General features: G+C 62.4%; 8 protein-coding genes. All 8 read right to left on the bottom strand.

All coding sequences use genetic code 11. The features are described 5' to 3' along the window. Positions 1-147 precede the first annotated feature (147 nt). Positions 148-459 carry a 30S ribosomal protein S10 gene (gene rpsJ, locus VXM69_RS20815; protein ID WP_004199280.1) on the bottom strand — a complete coding sequence of 104 codons (312 nt, stop codon included), beginning with the start codon at positions 457-459 and terminating at the stop codon, positions 148-150. Positions 460-745: 286 nt separating this feature from the next. Then, positions 746-1,936 carry an elongation factor Tu gene (gene tuf, locus VXM69_RS20810; RefSeq protein WP_006482910.1) on the bottom strand — a complete coding sequence of 397 codons (1,191 nt, stop codon included), beginning with the start codon at positions 1,934-1,936 and terminating at the stop codon, positions 746-748. A 42-nt stretch (positions 1,937-1,978) separates the two neighbouring features. After that, positions 1,979-4,081 carry an elongation factor G gene (gene fusA, locus VXM69_RS20805; protein ID WP_006482929.1) on the bottom strand — a complete coding sequence of 701 codons (2,103 nt, stop codon included), beginning with the start codon at positions 4,079-4,081 and terminating at the stop codon, positions 1,979-1,981. A 123-nt stretch (positions 4,082-4,204) separates the two neighbouring features. Further along, a complete protein-coding gene (gene rpsG / locus VXM69_RS20800; RefSeq protein ID WP_006477195.1) occupies positions 4,205-4,675 on the bottom strand; it encodes a 30S ribosomal protein S7 in 471 nt (156 codons plus the stop codon). Between the two features lie 172 nt (positions 4,676-4,847). After that, the gene (gene rpsL, locus VXM69_RS20795) at positions 4,848-5,228 is read right to left on the bottom strand and encodes a 30S ribosomal protein S12 (protein WP_006400662.1); all 381 of its coding nucleotides are present in this window, start codon (positions 5,226-5,228) and stop codon (positions 4,848-4,850) included. A gap of 227 nt (positions 5,229-5,455) precedes the next feature. After that, the gene (recQ, locus tag VXM69_RS20790) at positions 5,456-7,303 is read right to left on the bottom strand and encodes a DNA helicase RecQ (RefSeq protein WP_034191215.1); all 1,848 of its coding nucleotides are present in this window, start codon (positions 7,301-7,303) and stop codon (positions 5,456-5,458) included. 266 nt (positions 7,304-7,569) lie between these two features. Next, a complete protein-coding gene (gene rpoC, locus VXM69_RS20785) occupies positions 7,570-11,811 on the bottom strand; it encodes a DNA-directed RNA polymerase subunit beta' (RefSeq protein ID WP_367190127.1) in 4,242 nt (1,413 codons plus the stop codon). Positions 11,812-11,832: 21 nt separating this feature from the next. Then, positions 11,833-15,939, bottom strand: a complete 4,107-nt coding sequence (rpoB, locus tag VXM69_RS20780; protein WP_034191213.1) for a DNA-directed RNA polymerase subunit beta — start codon at positions 15,937-15,939, stop codon at positions 11,833-11,835. Between the last annotated feature and the right edge of the window lie 74 nt (positions 15,940-16,013).

Genomic DNA, 16,013 nt, shown 5'->3' with positions numbered 1-16,013 from the left:
GGGCTGATTTACAAAATGCCGGGCACGCAAGGCCCAACTTTTTTACGCGAATACGCGAAAAGCCAAGCAGTATAGCCCGACTTTTCCATTTCCGCAAGCAATACAAAGACTTAGCGCCACCCGGCATGCCGATCGGCGCCGGAAGCCTTACTGCAGCTTGATTTCCACGTCGACGCCAGCCGGCAGGTCGAGCTTCATCAGCGCGTCGACGGTCTTGTCCGTCGGGTCGACGATGTCCATCAGGCGCTGGTGGGTGCGGATTTCGAGCTGATCGCGCGACGTCTTGTTGACGTGCGGCGAACGCAGGATGTCAAAACGCTGAATGCGCGTCGGCAGCGGCACCGGGCCACGGACGATTGCGCCAGTCCGCTTCGCGGTATCGACGATCTCGGCAGCCGATTGATCGATCAGACGATAGTCGAATGCCTTCAGGCGAATGCGGATTTTCTGTTGCTGCATGACGATTCCTTGAAAAGAGCGAGGCGATGTTGCATCGCCGGACACTAAAAGAACGTGAAACATGACGCCAGCGGGGAGCGAAGCATCAGGTTCCGGACAGTACTTCCACTGCTAAGCCCGCGATTCTACACGAAATTCTGAAACCGTGGCGTGCATTTCACGGCCCGCGCAACGCGCCGCCGGAAAAACAAAACCGGGTGCCAGCACAAGCTGGACACCCGGTTTCGACGGCACAACTGCGTACCGTGGAATCGCGGACCCCGTCGGGATCCGCGGATCGTCGATGTTACTCGATGATCTTGGCGACGACGCCGGCGCCGACCGTACGGCCGCCTTCGCGGATTGCGAAGCGCAGACCTTCTTCCATCGCGATCGGAGCGATCAGCTTCACCGTGATCGACACGTTGTCGCCCGGCATCACCATTTCCTTGTCCTTCGGCAGCTCGATCGAGCCCGTCACGTCCGTCGTACGGAAGTAGAACTGCGGACGGTAGTTGTTGAAGAACGGCGTGTGACGGCCGCCTTCGTCCTTGCTCAGCACGTACACTTCAGCCGTGAAGTGCGTGTGCGGCGTGATCGAACCCGGCTTCGCCAGAACCTGGCCACGCTCCACGTCTTCACGCTTCGTGCCGCGCAGCAGGATACCCACGTTGTCGCCTGCCTGACCTTGGTCCAGCAGCTTGCGGAACATTTCAACGCCCGTGCAGGTCGTCTTCACCGTCGGCTTGATACCGACGATTTCGATTTCCTCGCCGACCTTCACGATGCCGCGCTCGACACGACCCGTCACCACCGTACCACGGCCCGAGATCGAGAACACGTCTTCCACCGGCATCAGGAACGCGCCGTCAACTGCACGCTCCGGCGTCGGGATGTACGTGTCCAGCGCGTCGGCCAGGCTCATGATCGCCACTTCGCCCAGCTCGCCCGTGTCGCCTTCCAGCGCCAGCTTCGCCGAACCCTTCACGATCGGCGTGTCGTCGCCCGGGAAGTCGTACTTCGACAGCAGCTCGCGAACTTCCATCTCGACCAGCTCGAGCAGTTCAGCGTCGTCCACCATGTCGCACTTGTTCAGGAACACGATGATGTACGGAACGCCAACCTGACGCGCCAGCAGGATGTGCTCACGCGTCTGCGGCATCGGGCCGTCAGCTGCCGAGCAAACCAGGATCGCGCCGTCCATCTGCGCTGCGCCCGTGATCATGTTCTTCACATAGTCAGCGTGGCCCGGGCAGTCGACGTGTGCGTAGTGGCGGTTCGCCGTTTCGTACTCGACGTGTGCCGTGTTGATCGTGATGCCGCGCGCCTTTTCTTCCGGTGCCGCGTCGATCTGGTCGTACGCCTTCGCTTCGCCGCCGAACTTCTTCGTCAGAACCGTCGTGATCGCTGCCGTCAGCGTCGTCTTGCCGTGGTCAACGTGACCAATCGTACCAACGTTCACGTGCGGCTTGGTCCGCTCAAACTTTTCTTTTGCCATGATTCTCTTCTTTCAAAAAATAATCAGTTGGTAGCTGCAGATTTACTTCGACTTCGCGCTGATGATCGCTTCGGCAACGTTGCGCGGAGCTTCAGCGTAGTGCTTGAACTCCATCGTGTACGTTGCGCGACCTTGCGTCAGCGAGCGCAGCGACGTCGAGTAACCGAACATTTCCGACAGCGGCACTTCGGCGCGAACGATCTTGCCGCCGCCGACCATGTCTTCCATGCCCTGGACGATACCGCGACGGCCCGACAGGTCGCCCATCACGTTGCCCATGTAGTCTTCCGGCGTCTCGACTTCGACGGCCATCATCGGCTCGAGGACGACCGGGTTCGCCTTGCGCATCGCTTCCTTGAACGCCATCGAACCGGCCATGCGGAACGCGTTTTCGTTCGAGTCAACGTCGTGGTACGAACCGAACGTCAGGTGAACCTTCACGTCGACGACCGGGAAGCCAGCCAGCACGCCCGACTTCAGCGTGTCCTGGATACCCTTGTCGACCGCCGGGATGTATTCACGCGGAATCACACCACCCTTGATCTCGTCGAAGAACTCGTAGCCCTTGCCTTGTTCGTTCGGCTCGAGCGTGATGACCGCGTGACCGTACTGGCCGCGACCACCCGATTGCTTGACGAACTTGCCGTCGACATCCTTCGCCGTCGAGCGGATCGTCTCGCGGTACGCAACCTGCGGCTTGCCGACGGTTGCTTCCACGCCGAATTCACGCTTCATCCGGTCGACCAGAATTTCGAGGTGGAGCTCGCCCATGCCCGAAATGATGGTCTGGCCCGATTCTTCGTCGGTCTGCACGCGGAACGACGGGTCTTCCTGAGCCAGACGGTTCAGTGCGAGGCCCATCTTTTCCTGGTCAGCCTTGGTCTTCGGCTCGACAGCCTGCGAGATCACCGGCTCCGGGAACACCATGCGCTCGAGAACGATCGGGTTCGCCGGGTCGCACAGCGTGTCGCCCGTGGTCGCTTCCTTCAGGCCGACCGCAGCAGCGATGTCGCCTGCGCGAACTTCCTTGATTTCCTCACGCTGGTTCGCGTGCATCTGCAGAATACGGCCGAGGCGTTCCTTCTTGCCCTTGGTCGAGTTCAGCAGCGTGTCGCCCGAGTTGACGACGCCCGAGTACACACGGAAGAAGATCAGCTGGCCGACGAACGGGTCGGTCATGATCTTGAACGCGAGCGACGAGAACTTCTCTTCGTCCGACGCCTTGCGCTCCGCTTCTTCACCGTTTTCGAGCTCGCCCTTGACCGGCGGGATGTCGACCGGCGACGGCAGGAAGTCGATCACGGCGTCGAGCATACGCTGCACGCCCTTGTTCTTGAACGCGGTACCGCACAGCATCGGCTGGATTTCGCACGCGATCGTACGGTCGCGCAGCGCCTTGACGATGTCGGCTTCCGGCAGATCGCCTTCTTCCAGGTACTTGTTCATCAGGTCTTCGCTGGCTTCGGCAGCCACTTCGACCATCTTCTCGCGCCATTCCTTGCAGGTCTCCGCGAGCTCGGCCGGGATGTCGACGTAGTCGAACTTCGTGCCTTGCGACGCTTCGTCCCAAATGATCGCCTTCATCTTGATCAGGTCGACGACGCCCTTGAAGTTTTCTTCCGCGCCGATCGGCACCACGACCGGAACCGGGTTCGCCTTCAGGCGCAGACGGAGCTGGTCGTAGACCTTGAAGAAGTTCGCGCCGGTACGGTCCATCTTGTTGACGAACGCGAGACGCGGCACCTTGTACTTGTTCGCCTGGCGCCACACCGTTTCCGACTGCGGCTGCACGCCGCCCACTGCGCAGTACACCATGCACGCGCCGTCGAGCACGCGCATCGAGCGCTCGACTTCGATCGTGAAGTCGACGTGGCCCGGGGTGTCGATGATGTTGATGCGGTGTTCCGGATAGTTGCCGCCCATGCCCTTCCAGAAGGCCGTGGTAGCAGCGGACGTGATCGTGATGCCACGTTCCTGTTCCTGCTCCATCCAGTCCATCGTGGCTGCGCCGTCGTGGACTTCACCGATCTTGTGGTTCACACCGGTGTAAAACAGAATGCGCTCGGTCGTCGTCGTTTTGCCGGCGTCGATGTGAGCGCTAATACCGATATTGCGGTAGCGCTCGATAGGAGTCTTGCGAGCCACTTTGATCCTCTACTGGGATAACACGATGCAGCCCGGCTGCATCATGCTTCAACACAAACGGGCGAGGCGCCTGAAAAGCGCACCCGCCCGGAATTTATTTCCGCTAACAGCCCAGCCAGGCGCTTAGAAACGGAAATGCGAGAACGCGCGGTTGGCTTCTGCCATGCGGTGAACTTCGTCGCGCTTCTTCATCGCGCCGCCACGGCCTTCGGCCGCTTCGGAGAGTTCACCTGCCAGGCGCAGGGCCATCGACTTCTCGCTGCGCTTCTTCGCAGCCTCACGCAGCCAGCGCATCGCCAATGCCATACGACGCGACGGGCGCACTTCGACCGGAACTTGATAGTTGGCACCACCAACGCGACGGCTCTTCACTTCGACCACCGGCTTCACGTTGTTGAGCGCAACCGTGAACACTTCCAGCGGGTCCTTGCCACCCTTGGTCTGGATTTGTTCGAATGCGCCATAAACGATGCGCTCTGCGACCGACTTCTTGCCGGACAGCATCAGCATGTTCATGAACTTGGCAACATCAACGTTGCCGAACTTCGGATCCGGCAACACTTCCCGCTTGGGGACTTCGCGACGACGCGGCATGATTCTTCCTTTACTTGTTCAGTTGGAGCTGGTTCCAGCTCCGCGGCCACCAACAAACCCGATCACATCTTCACGACTAACCAGCTTGGCCGGGTGACCACTTACTCGACAGCACCGGCAATCCGGCACTCCCGCCTTGACCGCCCTGCGGCGATCCCTGATCAAAAACTGCTTACTTGGCAGCCTTTGCACGCTTCGCGCCGTACTTCGAGCGCGCTTGCTTACGGTCCTTGACGCCCTGGGTATCCAGCGAGCCGCGAACCATGTGGTAACGCACACCCGGCAAGTCCTTCACACGGCCGCCGCGGATCAGCACAACCGAGTGTTCCTGCAGGTTGTGGCCTTCACCGCCGATGTACGAAATCACTTCGAAGCCGTTCGTCAGACGAACCTTGGCGACCTTACGGAGTGCCGAGTTCGGCTTCTTCGGCGTCGTCGTGTACACACGGGTGCACACGCCGCGACGCTGGGGGCAGTCCTGCAGGGCCGGGCTCTTGCTCTTCGTCGTTTCCGACTGACGGCCTTTGCGAACCAGTTGGTTGATGGTTGGCATTGTTTATTCCTGAAATTGAACAAAATCTGCGCATCGATTTCGGGCAAAGCGAGAATCGGCGCACAGTTGACTTCCGCACCGGCGAATCGGGCGCGCGCTTTCGAACGCGACACAGCCCACCGAATACCGGAACCCAGCATAATAGTCCGGAAATACCAACTAAGTCAACGGGTTGCGTGATTTGCCGGTCGACCGCGTGGTTTACAGGAAGGGTCCGAACACCTGTGTCAGGCCGATTCGACCACGTCGATGATCTCGTCGCCGAAGCGTTCGAGCTTGCGTACGCCCATGCCGGGGATGTGGCGCAGGTCGTCGATCGACTCCGGTGCGTTGCGCGCGATTTCCGCGAGCGTCGCATCGTGGAAGATCACGTAGGCCGGCACGCCGTCGGTCTTCGCGGTTTCCGCGCGCCACGCGCGCAACGCGTCCCACCGTGCGCGCTCGCGCGTGCCCATGCCGGCGGTCGGGTCGACGCGCGTGCCGCTGCGGCTCGACGACTGGCGCGTGCGCTGCGGCTTCACGTAGCGGCGCAGCGTGACCTTCTCCTCGTTCTTCAGCACGGCCTTCGCGGCCTCCGTCAGCATCAGCGCGCCAAAGCCGCCATGGTCGACCGCCAGGTAGCCGTACGCGACGAGCTGCCTGAAAATCGCGCGCCATTCCGGTTCGGACAGCGCCGCGCCGATCCCGAACGTGCTGAGCTGGTCGTGGCCGCGCTGCAACACCTTCTCGGTGCGCCCGCCGCGCAGGATCTCGATCAGGTGGCTCGAGCCGAAATTGAAACCGCTCGCGCGCTGCGCGCGGAACACGCACGACAACGCCATCTGCGCCTCGCGCGTGGCGTCCCACGACGCTGGCGGCTCGAGGCAGGTGTCGCAGTTGCCGCACGGCCGGCTCTCTTCGCCGAAGTAGTTCAGCAACCGCACGCGGCGGCACGAAATCGTCTCGCACAACCCGAGCAGCGCGTCGAGCTTCGACGTCTGCACGCGCTTGTGCGCGTCGTCCGCATCCGATTCGTCGATCATCTTGCGCTGCTGGACGACGTCGCCGAGGCCGTACGCCATCCACGCATTCGCGGGCATCCCGTCGCGGCCCGCGCGGCCCGTTTCCTGGTAGTAGCCTTCGACGCTCTTCGGCAGATCCAGGTGCGCGACGAAGCGCACGTCGGGCTTGTCGATGCCCATGCCGAACGCGATCGTCGCGCACATCACGATACCCTCTTCGCGCTGGAACATTTCCTGGTGCTTCTGCCGCACCTCGAACTCCATCCCGGCGTGATAGGGCAGCGCCCGCACGCCTTGCGCCTTCAGCCATTCGGCCGTTTCCTCGACCTTGCGGCGCGACAGGCAATAGACGACGCCGGCGTCGGTCGTGCCGTCGGCATTCGTGTGCTCCGCGCGGATGAAGTCGAGCAGTTGCGCGCGCGCGTTGTCCTTCTCGACGATCCGGTAGCGGATGTTGGGGCGATCGAAGCTCGATACGAACACGCGTGCGTCGTCGAGCGCGAGACGATGGATGATCTCGTCGCGCGTGATCGCGTCGGCCGTGGCCGTCAGCGCGATGCGCGGCACCGACGGGAAGCGCTCGTGAAGCACCGACAGCTGGATGTATTCCGGACGGAAATCGTGCCCCCATTGCGACACGCAGTGCGCTTCGTCGATCGCGAACAGGCCGATCTTCGCGCGTTCGAGCAGGTCGAGGAAGCGCCCGGTCATCAGCCGCTCCGGCGCGACGTACAGCAGATCGATCTCGCCTTCGCGCAGCGCGCGCTCGGTGGCCGCGGCCTCGGCGCCCGACAGCGTCGAATTCAGGTAGGCCGCGCGCACGCCGACTTCGCGCAGCGCGGCGACCTGGTCCTGCATCAGCGCGATCAACGGCGACACGACGATGCCGGCGCCCTGCCCGGCCTCGCGGCGCAGCAGCGCCGGGATCTGGTAGCACAACGACTTGCCGCCGCCCGTGGGCATCAGCACGAGACAATCGCCGCCGCCGGCGACGTGCTCGACGATCTCGCCCTGCTGGCCGCGAAAGGCGGAATAACCAAAGACTTCGTCGAGGATTTCGAGGGCGCGGGACATGAATGGGAACAAGGACGGCTGAACGATGATCGCGATTTTAACAACCCGCTTGCGCGGCGCGTGGCGAATCGAGCGTTGTTGGCCGTTCGGTCAGGGTCCGTTCGCGTGCATCGCGGGCCTGTCGCGGCCGCGCGGCCGGCGATTGCGGGCATGCGCGGGCGCGGCTCAGGCACGTCATGCACGTGAACGACGGATGAAAAAAAACCGCCCGGCGGAACCGGACGGTTTCGGTGACAGCGAGGTGAGGCGGCTTGCGCCGCCCGCACTTACTCGGCTGCCGGGTGTTGCGGCTCTTCCGCCGGCGCGCTCGGCGTGCCGAAGTCGAATGCCTCTTCCGCTGCGATCTGGTCGAAACGCTCGCGATCCGACGATTCCTTCGCCTTGCGTGCCTTGTGGAACGCGAGACCCGTACCGGCCGGAATCAGACGGCCGACGATCACGTTTTCCTTCAGGCCGCGCAGATCGTCGCGCTTGCCCATGATCGCCGCTTCGGTCAGCACGCGGGTCGTTTCCTGGAACGATGCCGCGGAGATGAACGAGTCGGTCGACAGCGATGCCTTCGTGATACCGAGCAGCACGTTGTCGTACGAAGCCGCGCGCTTGCCCTCGGCGATCATGCGATCGTTCTCGTCCAGCATGTCGGAACGCTCGACCTGTTCGCCCGGGATGAAGCGCGTATCGCCGTTGTCGGTGATCTGCACACGACGCAGCATCTGGCGAACGATCACCTCGATGTGCTTGTCGTTGATCTTCACGCCCTGCAGACGATACACGTCCTGCACTTCGTCGACGATGTAGCGCGACAGCGCCTCGATACCCTGCAGACGCAGGATGTCGTGCGGATCGGCCGGACCGTCCACGATCATTTCGCCCTTGTTGACGACCTGGGCATCGTGAACCAGAACCTGCTTTTCCTTCGCGATCAGGAACTCGTGCTGGTTGCCCTCGAGATCCGTGATGACGAGACGCTGCTTGCCCTTCGTGTCCTTGCCGAACGACGTCGTACCCGTGACTTCCGCGAGAATGCCGGCATCCTTCGGCGAACGCGCTTCGAACAGTTCCGCCACCCGCGGCAGACCGCCGGTAATGTCACGCGTCTTCTGCGCTTCGGTCGGGATACGTGCGAGCACTTCACCGACCTGCACCTGCTGGCCGTCCTTCACGGTGATCAGTGCGCCGACCTGGAAGCCGATCTGCACCGCGTGCTCCGTGCCCGGAATCTTCACTTCGTCGCCGTTCGCGTCGAGCAGCTTCACCTGCGGACGCACGCTCTTCGAAGCTTGCGAACCGCGACGCTTCACGTCGATCACGACCAGCGTCGACAGGCCGGTCACGTCGTCGATCTGCTTCGCGACGGTCACGCCTTCCTCGACGTTCTCGAACTTCACCGTACCACCGTACTCGGTGATGATCGGACGCGTCAGCGGATCCCACGTGGCGAGCTGCGTGCCGGCCTTGATCGTCGCGCCGTCGAGCTGCAGCAGCGTCGCGCCGTACGGCACTTTGTGACGCTCGCGCTCGCGACCGAAGTCGTCGGTGATCATCGCTTCGCCCGAGCGGGAAATGACGATCTGCTCGCCCTTCGCGTTCGTGACGTAGCGCATCGTCGCCGTGAAGCGCACGATACCGTTGCTCTTCGCTTCGACCGACGAAGCCACTGCCGCACGCGATGCCGCACCACCGATGTGGAAGGTACGCATCGTCAGCTGCGTGCCCGGCTCACCGATCGACTGTGCCGCGATCACGCCGACTGCTTCGCCGACGTTCACGAGCGAGCCGCGGCCGAGGTCACGGCCGTAGCAGGCCGCGCACAGGCCGTAGCGCGTTTCGCAGGTCAGCGGCGTGCGCACGCGCACTTCGTCGATGCCGAGGCGTTCGATTTCCTCGACCGCCGTTTCGTCGAGCAGCGTGCCCGATTCGTACACCGTTTCCTGCGTTTCCGGGTTCACGACGTCCGCGACCGCGACGCGGCCGAGGATACGGTCGCGCAGCGCTTCGACGACTTCACCGCCTTCGACCAGCGCCTTCATCGCGACGCCGTTCGACGTGCCGCAATCGTCTTCCACCACGACCAGATCCTGCGTGACGTCGACGAGACGACGCGTCAGGTAACCCGAGTTCGCGGTCTTCAGTGCCGTATCAGCCAGACCCTTACGTGCACCGTGGGTCGAGATGAAGTACTGCAACACGTTCAGACCTTCGCGGAAGTTCGCGGTAATCGGCGTCTCGATAATCGAGCCGTCCGGCTTCGCCATCAGGCCGCGCATACCGGCCAGCTGACGAATCTGAACCGCCGAACCCCGGGCGCCCGAGTCGGCCATCATGTAGATCGAGTTGAACGACTCCTGGCGCGTTTCCTTGCCGTCGCGGTCCGTCACCGGCTCCGTCGACAGCTGCTCCATCATCGCCTTGCCGACCGCTTCCGACGTTGCCGACCAGATGTCGACCACGTTGTTGTAGCGTTCCTGCGCGGTGACGAGACCGGACATGTACTGGCGGTCGTACTCCTTCACCTTCTTCGCGGCGTCGCCGACGATCGTTTCCTTCTGCGGCGGCACGAGCATGTCGTCCACGCAGATCGAAATGCCGGCACGCGTCGCGAGACGGAAACCCGACTGCATCAGCTGGTCGGCAAACACCACCGTCGCGCGCAGACCGCACTTGCGGAACGCCGTGTTGATCAGGCGCGAGATTTCCTTCTTCTTCAGCGGCTTGTTCAGCACCGAGAACGGCAGGCCGTGCGGCAGGATCTCCGACAGGATCGCGCGGCCGACGGTCGTCGCGTACAGCGAGATCTTCGGCACGAATTCCGGCGCGCCTTCCGACGTGTCCTCGTTGCGGACCATTTCGGTGATCCGCACGTTGACGCGCGAGGCCAGCTCGACTTCCTTGTTCTCGTACGCGCGGATCACTTCCGACACGCCCGTGAACGACAGGCCTTCGCCCTTCGCGTTGACGGCTTCGCGGGTCGCGTAGTACAGACCCAGCACGATATCCTGCGACGGCACGATCGACGGATCGCCGTTGGCCGGGAACAGCACGTTGTTCGACGCCAGCATCAGCGTACGCGCTTCCATCTGCGCTTCGAGCGACAGCGGCACGTGAACGGCCATCTGGTCACCGTCGAAGTCGGCGTTGAACGCCGCGCAAACGAGCGGGTGCAGCTGGATTGCCTTGCCTTCGATCAGCACCGGCTCGAACGCCTGGATACCGAGACGGTGCAGCGTCGGCGCACGGTTCAGCATCACCGGGTGCTCGCGGATCACCTCTTCGAGGATGTCCCACACCACCGGCGTCTGGTTCTCGACTTCCTTCTTCGCAGCCTTGATGGTCGTCGCGACGCCCATCACTTCCAGCTTGTTGAAGATGAACGGCTTGAACAGCTCGAGCGCCATCAGCTTCGGCAGACCGCACTGGTGCAGCTTCAGCGTCGGGCCGACCACGATGACCGAACGGCCCGAGTAGTCGACGCGCTTGCCCAGCAGGTTCTGACGGAAACGACCGCCCTTGCCCTTGATCATGTCGGCGAGCGACTTCAGCGGACGCTTGTTCGCGCCCGTCATCGCCTTGCCGCGACGGCCGTTGTCGAGCAGCGAGTCGACGGCTTCCTGCAGCATCCGCTTTTCGTTGCGGACGATGATTTCAGGCGCCTTCAGCTCGAGCAGACGCTTCAACCGGTTGTTACGGTTGATCACGCGGCGATACAGGTCGTTCAGGTCCGACGTCGCGAAGCGGCCGCCGTCCAGCGGCACGAGCGGACGCAGTTCCGGCGGCAGCACCGGCAGCACTTCGAGGATCATCCACTCGGGCTTGATGCCCGAGCGCTGGAATGCCTCGAGGACCTTCAGGCGCTTCGCGTACTTCTTGATCTTCGCTTCCGAGCCGGTGTTCTTCAGCTCGGTGCGCAGCGTCTCGACCTGCTCGTCGATGTTGATCGCGCGCAGCAGTTCACGCACGCCTTCCGCGCCCATCTCGGCACGGAATTCGTCGCCGTATTCCTCGACCTTGTTGTAGTAATCCTCTTCGGTCATGATCTGCCGCGCCTTCAGCGGCGTCATGCCCGGTTCGATCACCACATAGGCTTCGAAGTACAGCACGCGTTCGATGTCGCGCAGCGTCATGTCGAGCACCATGCCCAGACGCGACGGCAGCGACTTCAGGAACCAGATGTGCGCGACCGGCGAGGCCAGTTCGATGTGGCCCATCCGTTCGCGACGCACCTTCGCCAGCGTCACTTCGACGCCGCACTTCTCGCAGATCACGCCGCGGTGCTTCAGACGCTTGTACTTGCCGCACAGGCACTCGTAGTCCTTGATCGGCCCGAAGATCTTCGCGCAGAAGAGACCATCGCGTTCCGGCTTGAACGTACGGTAGTTGATGGTCTCCGGCTTCTTCACTTCGCCGAACGACCACGAACGGATCTTGTCCGGCGAGGCCAGACCGATCTTGATCGCGTCGAAAACTTCTTCCTGTTGGACTTGCTTGAATAGATCGAGCAGAGCTTTCATTGCTTTCTCTCCGTAGTCCGATTAATTGCGGTCGAGATCGATATCGATACCGAGCGAGCGGATTTCCTTCACGAGCACGTTGAAGGATTCCGGCATGCCTGCATCGATCACGTGATCGCCCTTGACGAGGTTTTCGTACACCTTCGTCCGGCCGGTCACGTCGTCCGACTTCACCGTCAGCATTTCCTGCAGCACGTAGGACGCGCCGTACGCTTCGAGTGCCCACACTTCCATTTCACCGAAACGCTGGCCACCGAACTGCGCCTTACCACCCAGCGGCTGCTGCGTGACGAGCGAGTACGGGCCGGTCGAACGCGCGTGCATCTTGTCGTCGACCAAGTGGTGCAGCTTCAGGTAGTGCATGTAGCCGAGCGTCACGCGACGTTCGAACATTTCACCCGTGCGGCCGTCGTACAGACGGACCTGGTTCTTCGACGGGTTCATGCCGAGCTGTTCGGCGATGTCGTCCGGGAACGCGAGGTCGAGCATCTTGCCCATTTCTTCCTCGGTCGCACCGTCGAACACCGGCGTCGCGAACGGCACGCCTTCGCGCAGGTTCTTCGCGAGTTCGAGGATCTCGTCGTCGGTGAAGCTTTCCAGGTCTTCCTGGCGGCCCGACTCGTTGTAGATCTTCGTCAGGAACACGCGCAGTTCCTCGATCTTCGCCTGACGCTGCAGCATTTCGCCGATACGCCAGCCGAGGCCCTTCGCGGCCCAGCCGAGGTGCACTTCGAGAACCTGACCCACGTTCATCCGCGACGGCACGCCGAGCGGGTTCAGCACGACGTCTGCCGGACGGCCGTCGGCCATGTACGGCATGTCTTCGATCGGAACGATCTTCGACACGACACCCTTGTTACCGTGACGGCCTGCCATCTTGTCGCCAGGCTGCAGGCGGCGCTTCACCGCGAGGTACACCTTGACCATCTTCAGCACGCCCGGCGGCAGTTCGTCGCCTTGCGTGAGCTTCTTGCGCTTCTCTTCGAACGCGAGGTCGAACTGGTGACGCTTTTCCTCGATCGAGTTCTTGATCGCTTCGAGCTGCGCCGCTGCCTCGTCGTCCGCCAGGCGGATGTCGAACCAGTGGTAGTGGTCGAGGTCTTCCAGGTAAGCCTGGTCGATCTTCGTGCCCTTCGCGAGCTTCTTCGGGCCGCCGTTCGCGACCTTGCCCACGAGCATGCGGGCGAGACGCTGGAACGCGTCGCCTTCCACGATGCGCAGCTGGTCGTTCAGGTCGAGGCGGTAGCGCTTCAGTTCGTCGTCGATGATCTGTTGCGCACGCTTGTCGCGCTGGATGCCTTCACGCGTGAACACCTGGACGTCGATCACGGTGCCGCTCATGCCCGACGGCACGCGCAGCGACGTGTCCTTCACGTCCGAAGCCTTCTCGCCGAAGATCGCGCGCAGCAGCTTCTCTTCCGGCGTCAGCTGGGTCTCGCCCTTCGGCGTGACCTTGCCGACCAGCACGTCGCCTGCTTCGACTTCGGCACCGATGTACACGATGCCCGATTCGTCGAGACGGCCGAGCTGGACTTCCGCCAGGTTCGAGATGTCGCGCGTGATTTCTTCCGGCCCGAGCTTCGTGTCGCGTGCAACGACGTTCAACTCTTCGATGTGGATCGACGTGTAGCGATCGTCCGCGACCACCTTCTCCGAGATCAGGATCGAATCCTCGAAGTTGTAGCCGTTCCACGGCATGAACGCGATCAGCATGTTCTGGCCGAGCGCGAGCTCGCCCAGGTCCGTCGAGGCGCCGTCGGCCAGCACGTCGCCGCGCGAGACCTTGTCGCCCATCTTCACGATCGGACGCTGGTTGATGTTCGTGTTCTGGTTCGAACGCGTGTACTTGATCAGGTTGTAGATGTCGACACCGACTTCACCTGCGACCGCTTCGTCGTCGTTCACGCGAATCACGATACGGCCCGCGTCGACATAGTCGACGACGCCGCCGCGGAACGCCTGAACCGTCGTACCCGAGTCGACCGCGCAGGTGCGCTCGATGCCCGTACCGACGACCGGCTTTTCCGGACGCAGACACGGCACCGCCTGACGCTGCATGTTCGAACCCATCAGTGCACGGTTCGCGTCATCGTGCTCGAGGAACGGAATCAGCGAGGCTGCCACCGACACGATCTGCGACGGCGCGACGTCCATGTACTGGATACGGTCCGGCGTGACCATCATCGTTTCGCCGGCTTCACGCGACGACACGAGTTCGTCGATCAGCTGGCCGTTCTCGTCGATCGCGGCGTTCGCCTGCGCGATCATGTAGCGGCCTTCCTCGATCGCCGACAGGTAGTCGATCTGGTCGGTCACCTTGCTGTCCACGACCTTGCGGTACGGCGTCTCGAGGAAGCCGTATTCGTTCAGGTGCGCGTACAGTGCGAGCGAGTTGATCAGGCCGATGTTCGGACCTTCCGGCGTTTCGATCGGGCACACGCGGCCGTAGTGGGTCGGGTGCACGTCGCGGACTTCGAAGCCTGCGCGTTCGCGCGTCAGACCGCCCGGGCCCAGTGCGGAAACACGGCGCTTGTGCGTGATTTCCGACAGCGGGTTGGTCTGGTCCATGAACTGCGACAGCTGCGACGAACCGAAGAACTCGCGGATCGCCGACGAAATCGGCTTCGAGTTGATCAGGTCGTGCGGCATCAGGTTTTCGCTTTCGGCCTGGCCGAGGCGTTCCTTGACCGCGCGCTCGACACGCACGAGACCCGCGCGGAACTGGTTTTCCGCCAGTTCGCCGACGCAACGCACGCGACGGTTGCCGAGGTGGTCGATGTCGTCCACTTCGCCCTTGCCGTTGCGCAGCTCGACGAGGATCTTGATCGTCGCGAGGATGTCGTCGTCCTGCAGCGTCATCGGGCCGACGATCTCGTCACGGCCGACGCGGCGGTTGAACTTCATGCGGCCGACCTTCGACAGGTCGTACGCTTCCTCGCTGTAGAACAGACGGTTGAACAGCGCCTCGACCGCTTCTTCGGTCGGCGGCTCGCCCGGACGCATCATGCGGTAGATCGCGATGCGCGCGGCCGTCTTGTCGGTCGTTTCGTCGACACGCAGCGTCGACGAGATGTACGGGCCCTGGTCCAGGTCGTTCGTGTAGAGCGTCTGGATGTCCTTGATGCCCGCTTCGCGCAGCTTCTCGAGCACGCTTTCCGTGACTTCGTCGTTCGCGCTCGCGATCACTTCGCCGGTGTCGCCGTCGACGACGTTCTTCGCCAGCACGCGGCCGAGCAGATAGTCTTCCGGCACCGAGATGAACTTGGTCTTCGCGGCTTCGAGGTCGCGAATGTGCTTCGCGTTGATCCGCTTGTCCTTCTGGACGATGACCTTGCCATCACGATCCGTGATGTCGAAACGCGCGACTTCACCACGCAGGCGCTCGGGCACGAACTCGAGTTGCGCGCCTTCGTCCATCAGCGTGAAGTTGTCGAACACGAAGAAGTTCGCGAGGATCTGTTCCGGCGTCAGGCCGATGGCCTTCAGCAGGATCGTGACCGGCATCTTGCGGCGACGGTCGACGCGGAAGTACAGGATGTCCTTCGGATCGAATTCGAAGTCGAGCCACGAGCCGCGGTACGGAATGATCCGTGCCGAGAACAGCAGCTTGCCCGAGCTGTGCGTCTTGCCCTTGTCGTGTTCGAAGAACACGCCCGGCGAACGGTGCAGCTGCGAGACGATGACACGCTCGGTGCCGTTGATGACGAACGAGCCCGTCGGCGTCATGAGCGGAATTTCGCCCATGTACACTTCCTGCTCCTTCACTTCCTTGACGACCGGCTTGTTCGGCGATTCCTTGTCGAGGATGACAAGGCGGACCTTCGCGCGCAGCGCGGAGCAGTACGTCAGGCCACGCTGCTGGCATTCCTTGATGTTGAATGCCGGCGAGGACAGCGCATAGCTCACGAACTCGAGGCGCGCGAAACCGTTGTGCGAAACAATGGGAAATACCGATGTGAACGCGGCCTGCAAACCTTCAGGCTTGCGTTGCGTCGCCGGCACATCGGCTTGCAGAAACGTGCTGAATGATTCAAGCTGGGTAGCCAGCAAGAACGGAACTTGGTGAACGATGGGGCGCTTCGCGAAACTCTTGCGAATGCGCTTCTTCTCGGTGAAGGAATATTGCATACGATCTCCGAATCACGGCGGGTGCTATCGAGGCGGAATACCTGGACGTTTCAAACCCGAGTGTTCACCGACTG

The sequence above is a fragment of the Burkholderia sp. Ed8 genome (assembly GCF_040761425.1).
GTDB lineage: Bacteria > Pseudomonadota > Gammaproteobacteria > Burkholderiales > Burkholderiaceae > Burkholderia > Burkholderia seminalis.
The sequence above is the reverse complement of the archived record's forward strand: the minus strand, read 5'-3'. Positions and strand labels throughout refer to the sequence as shown.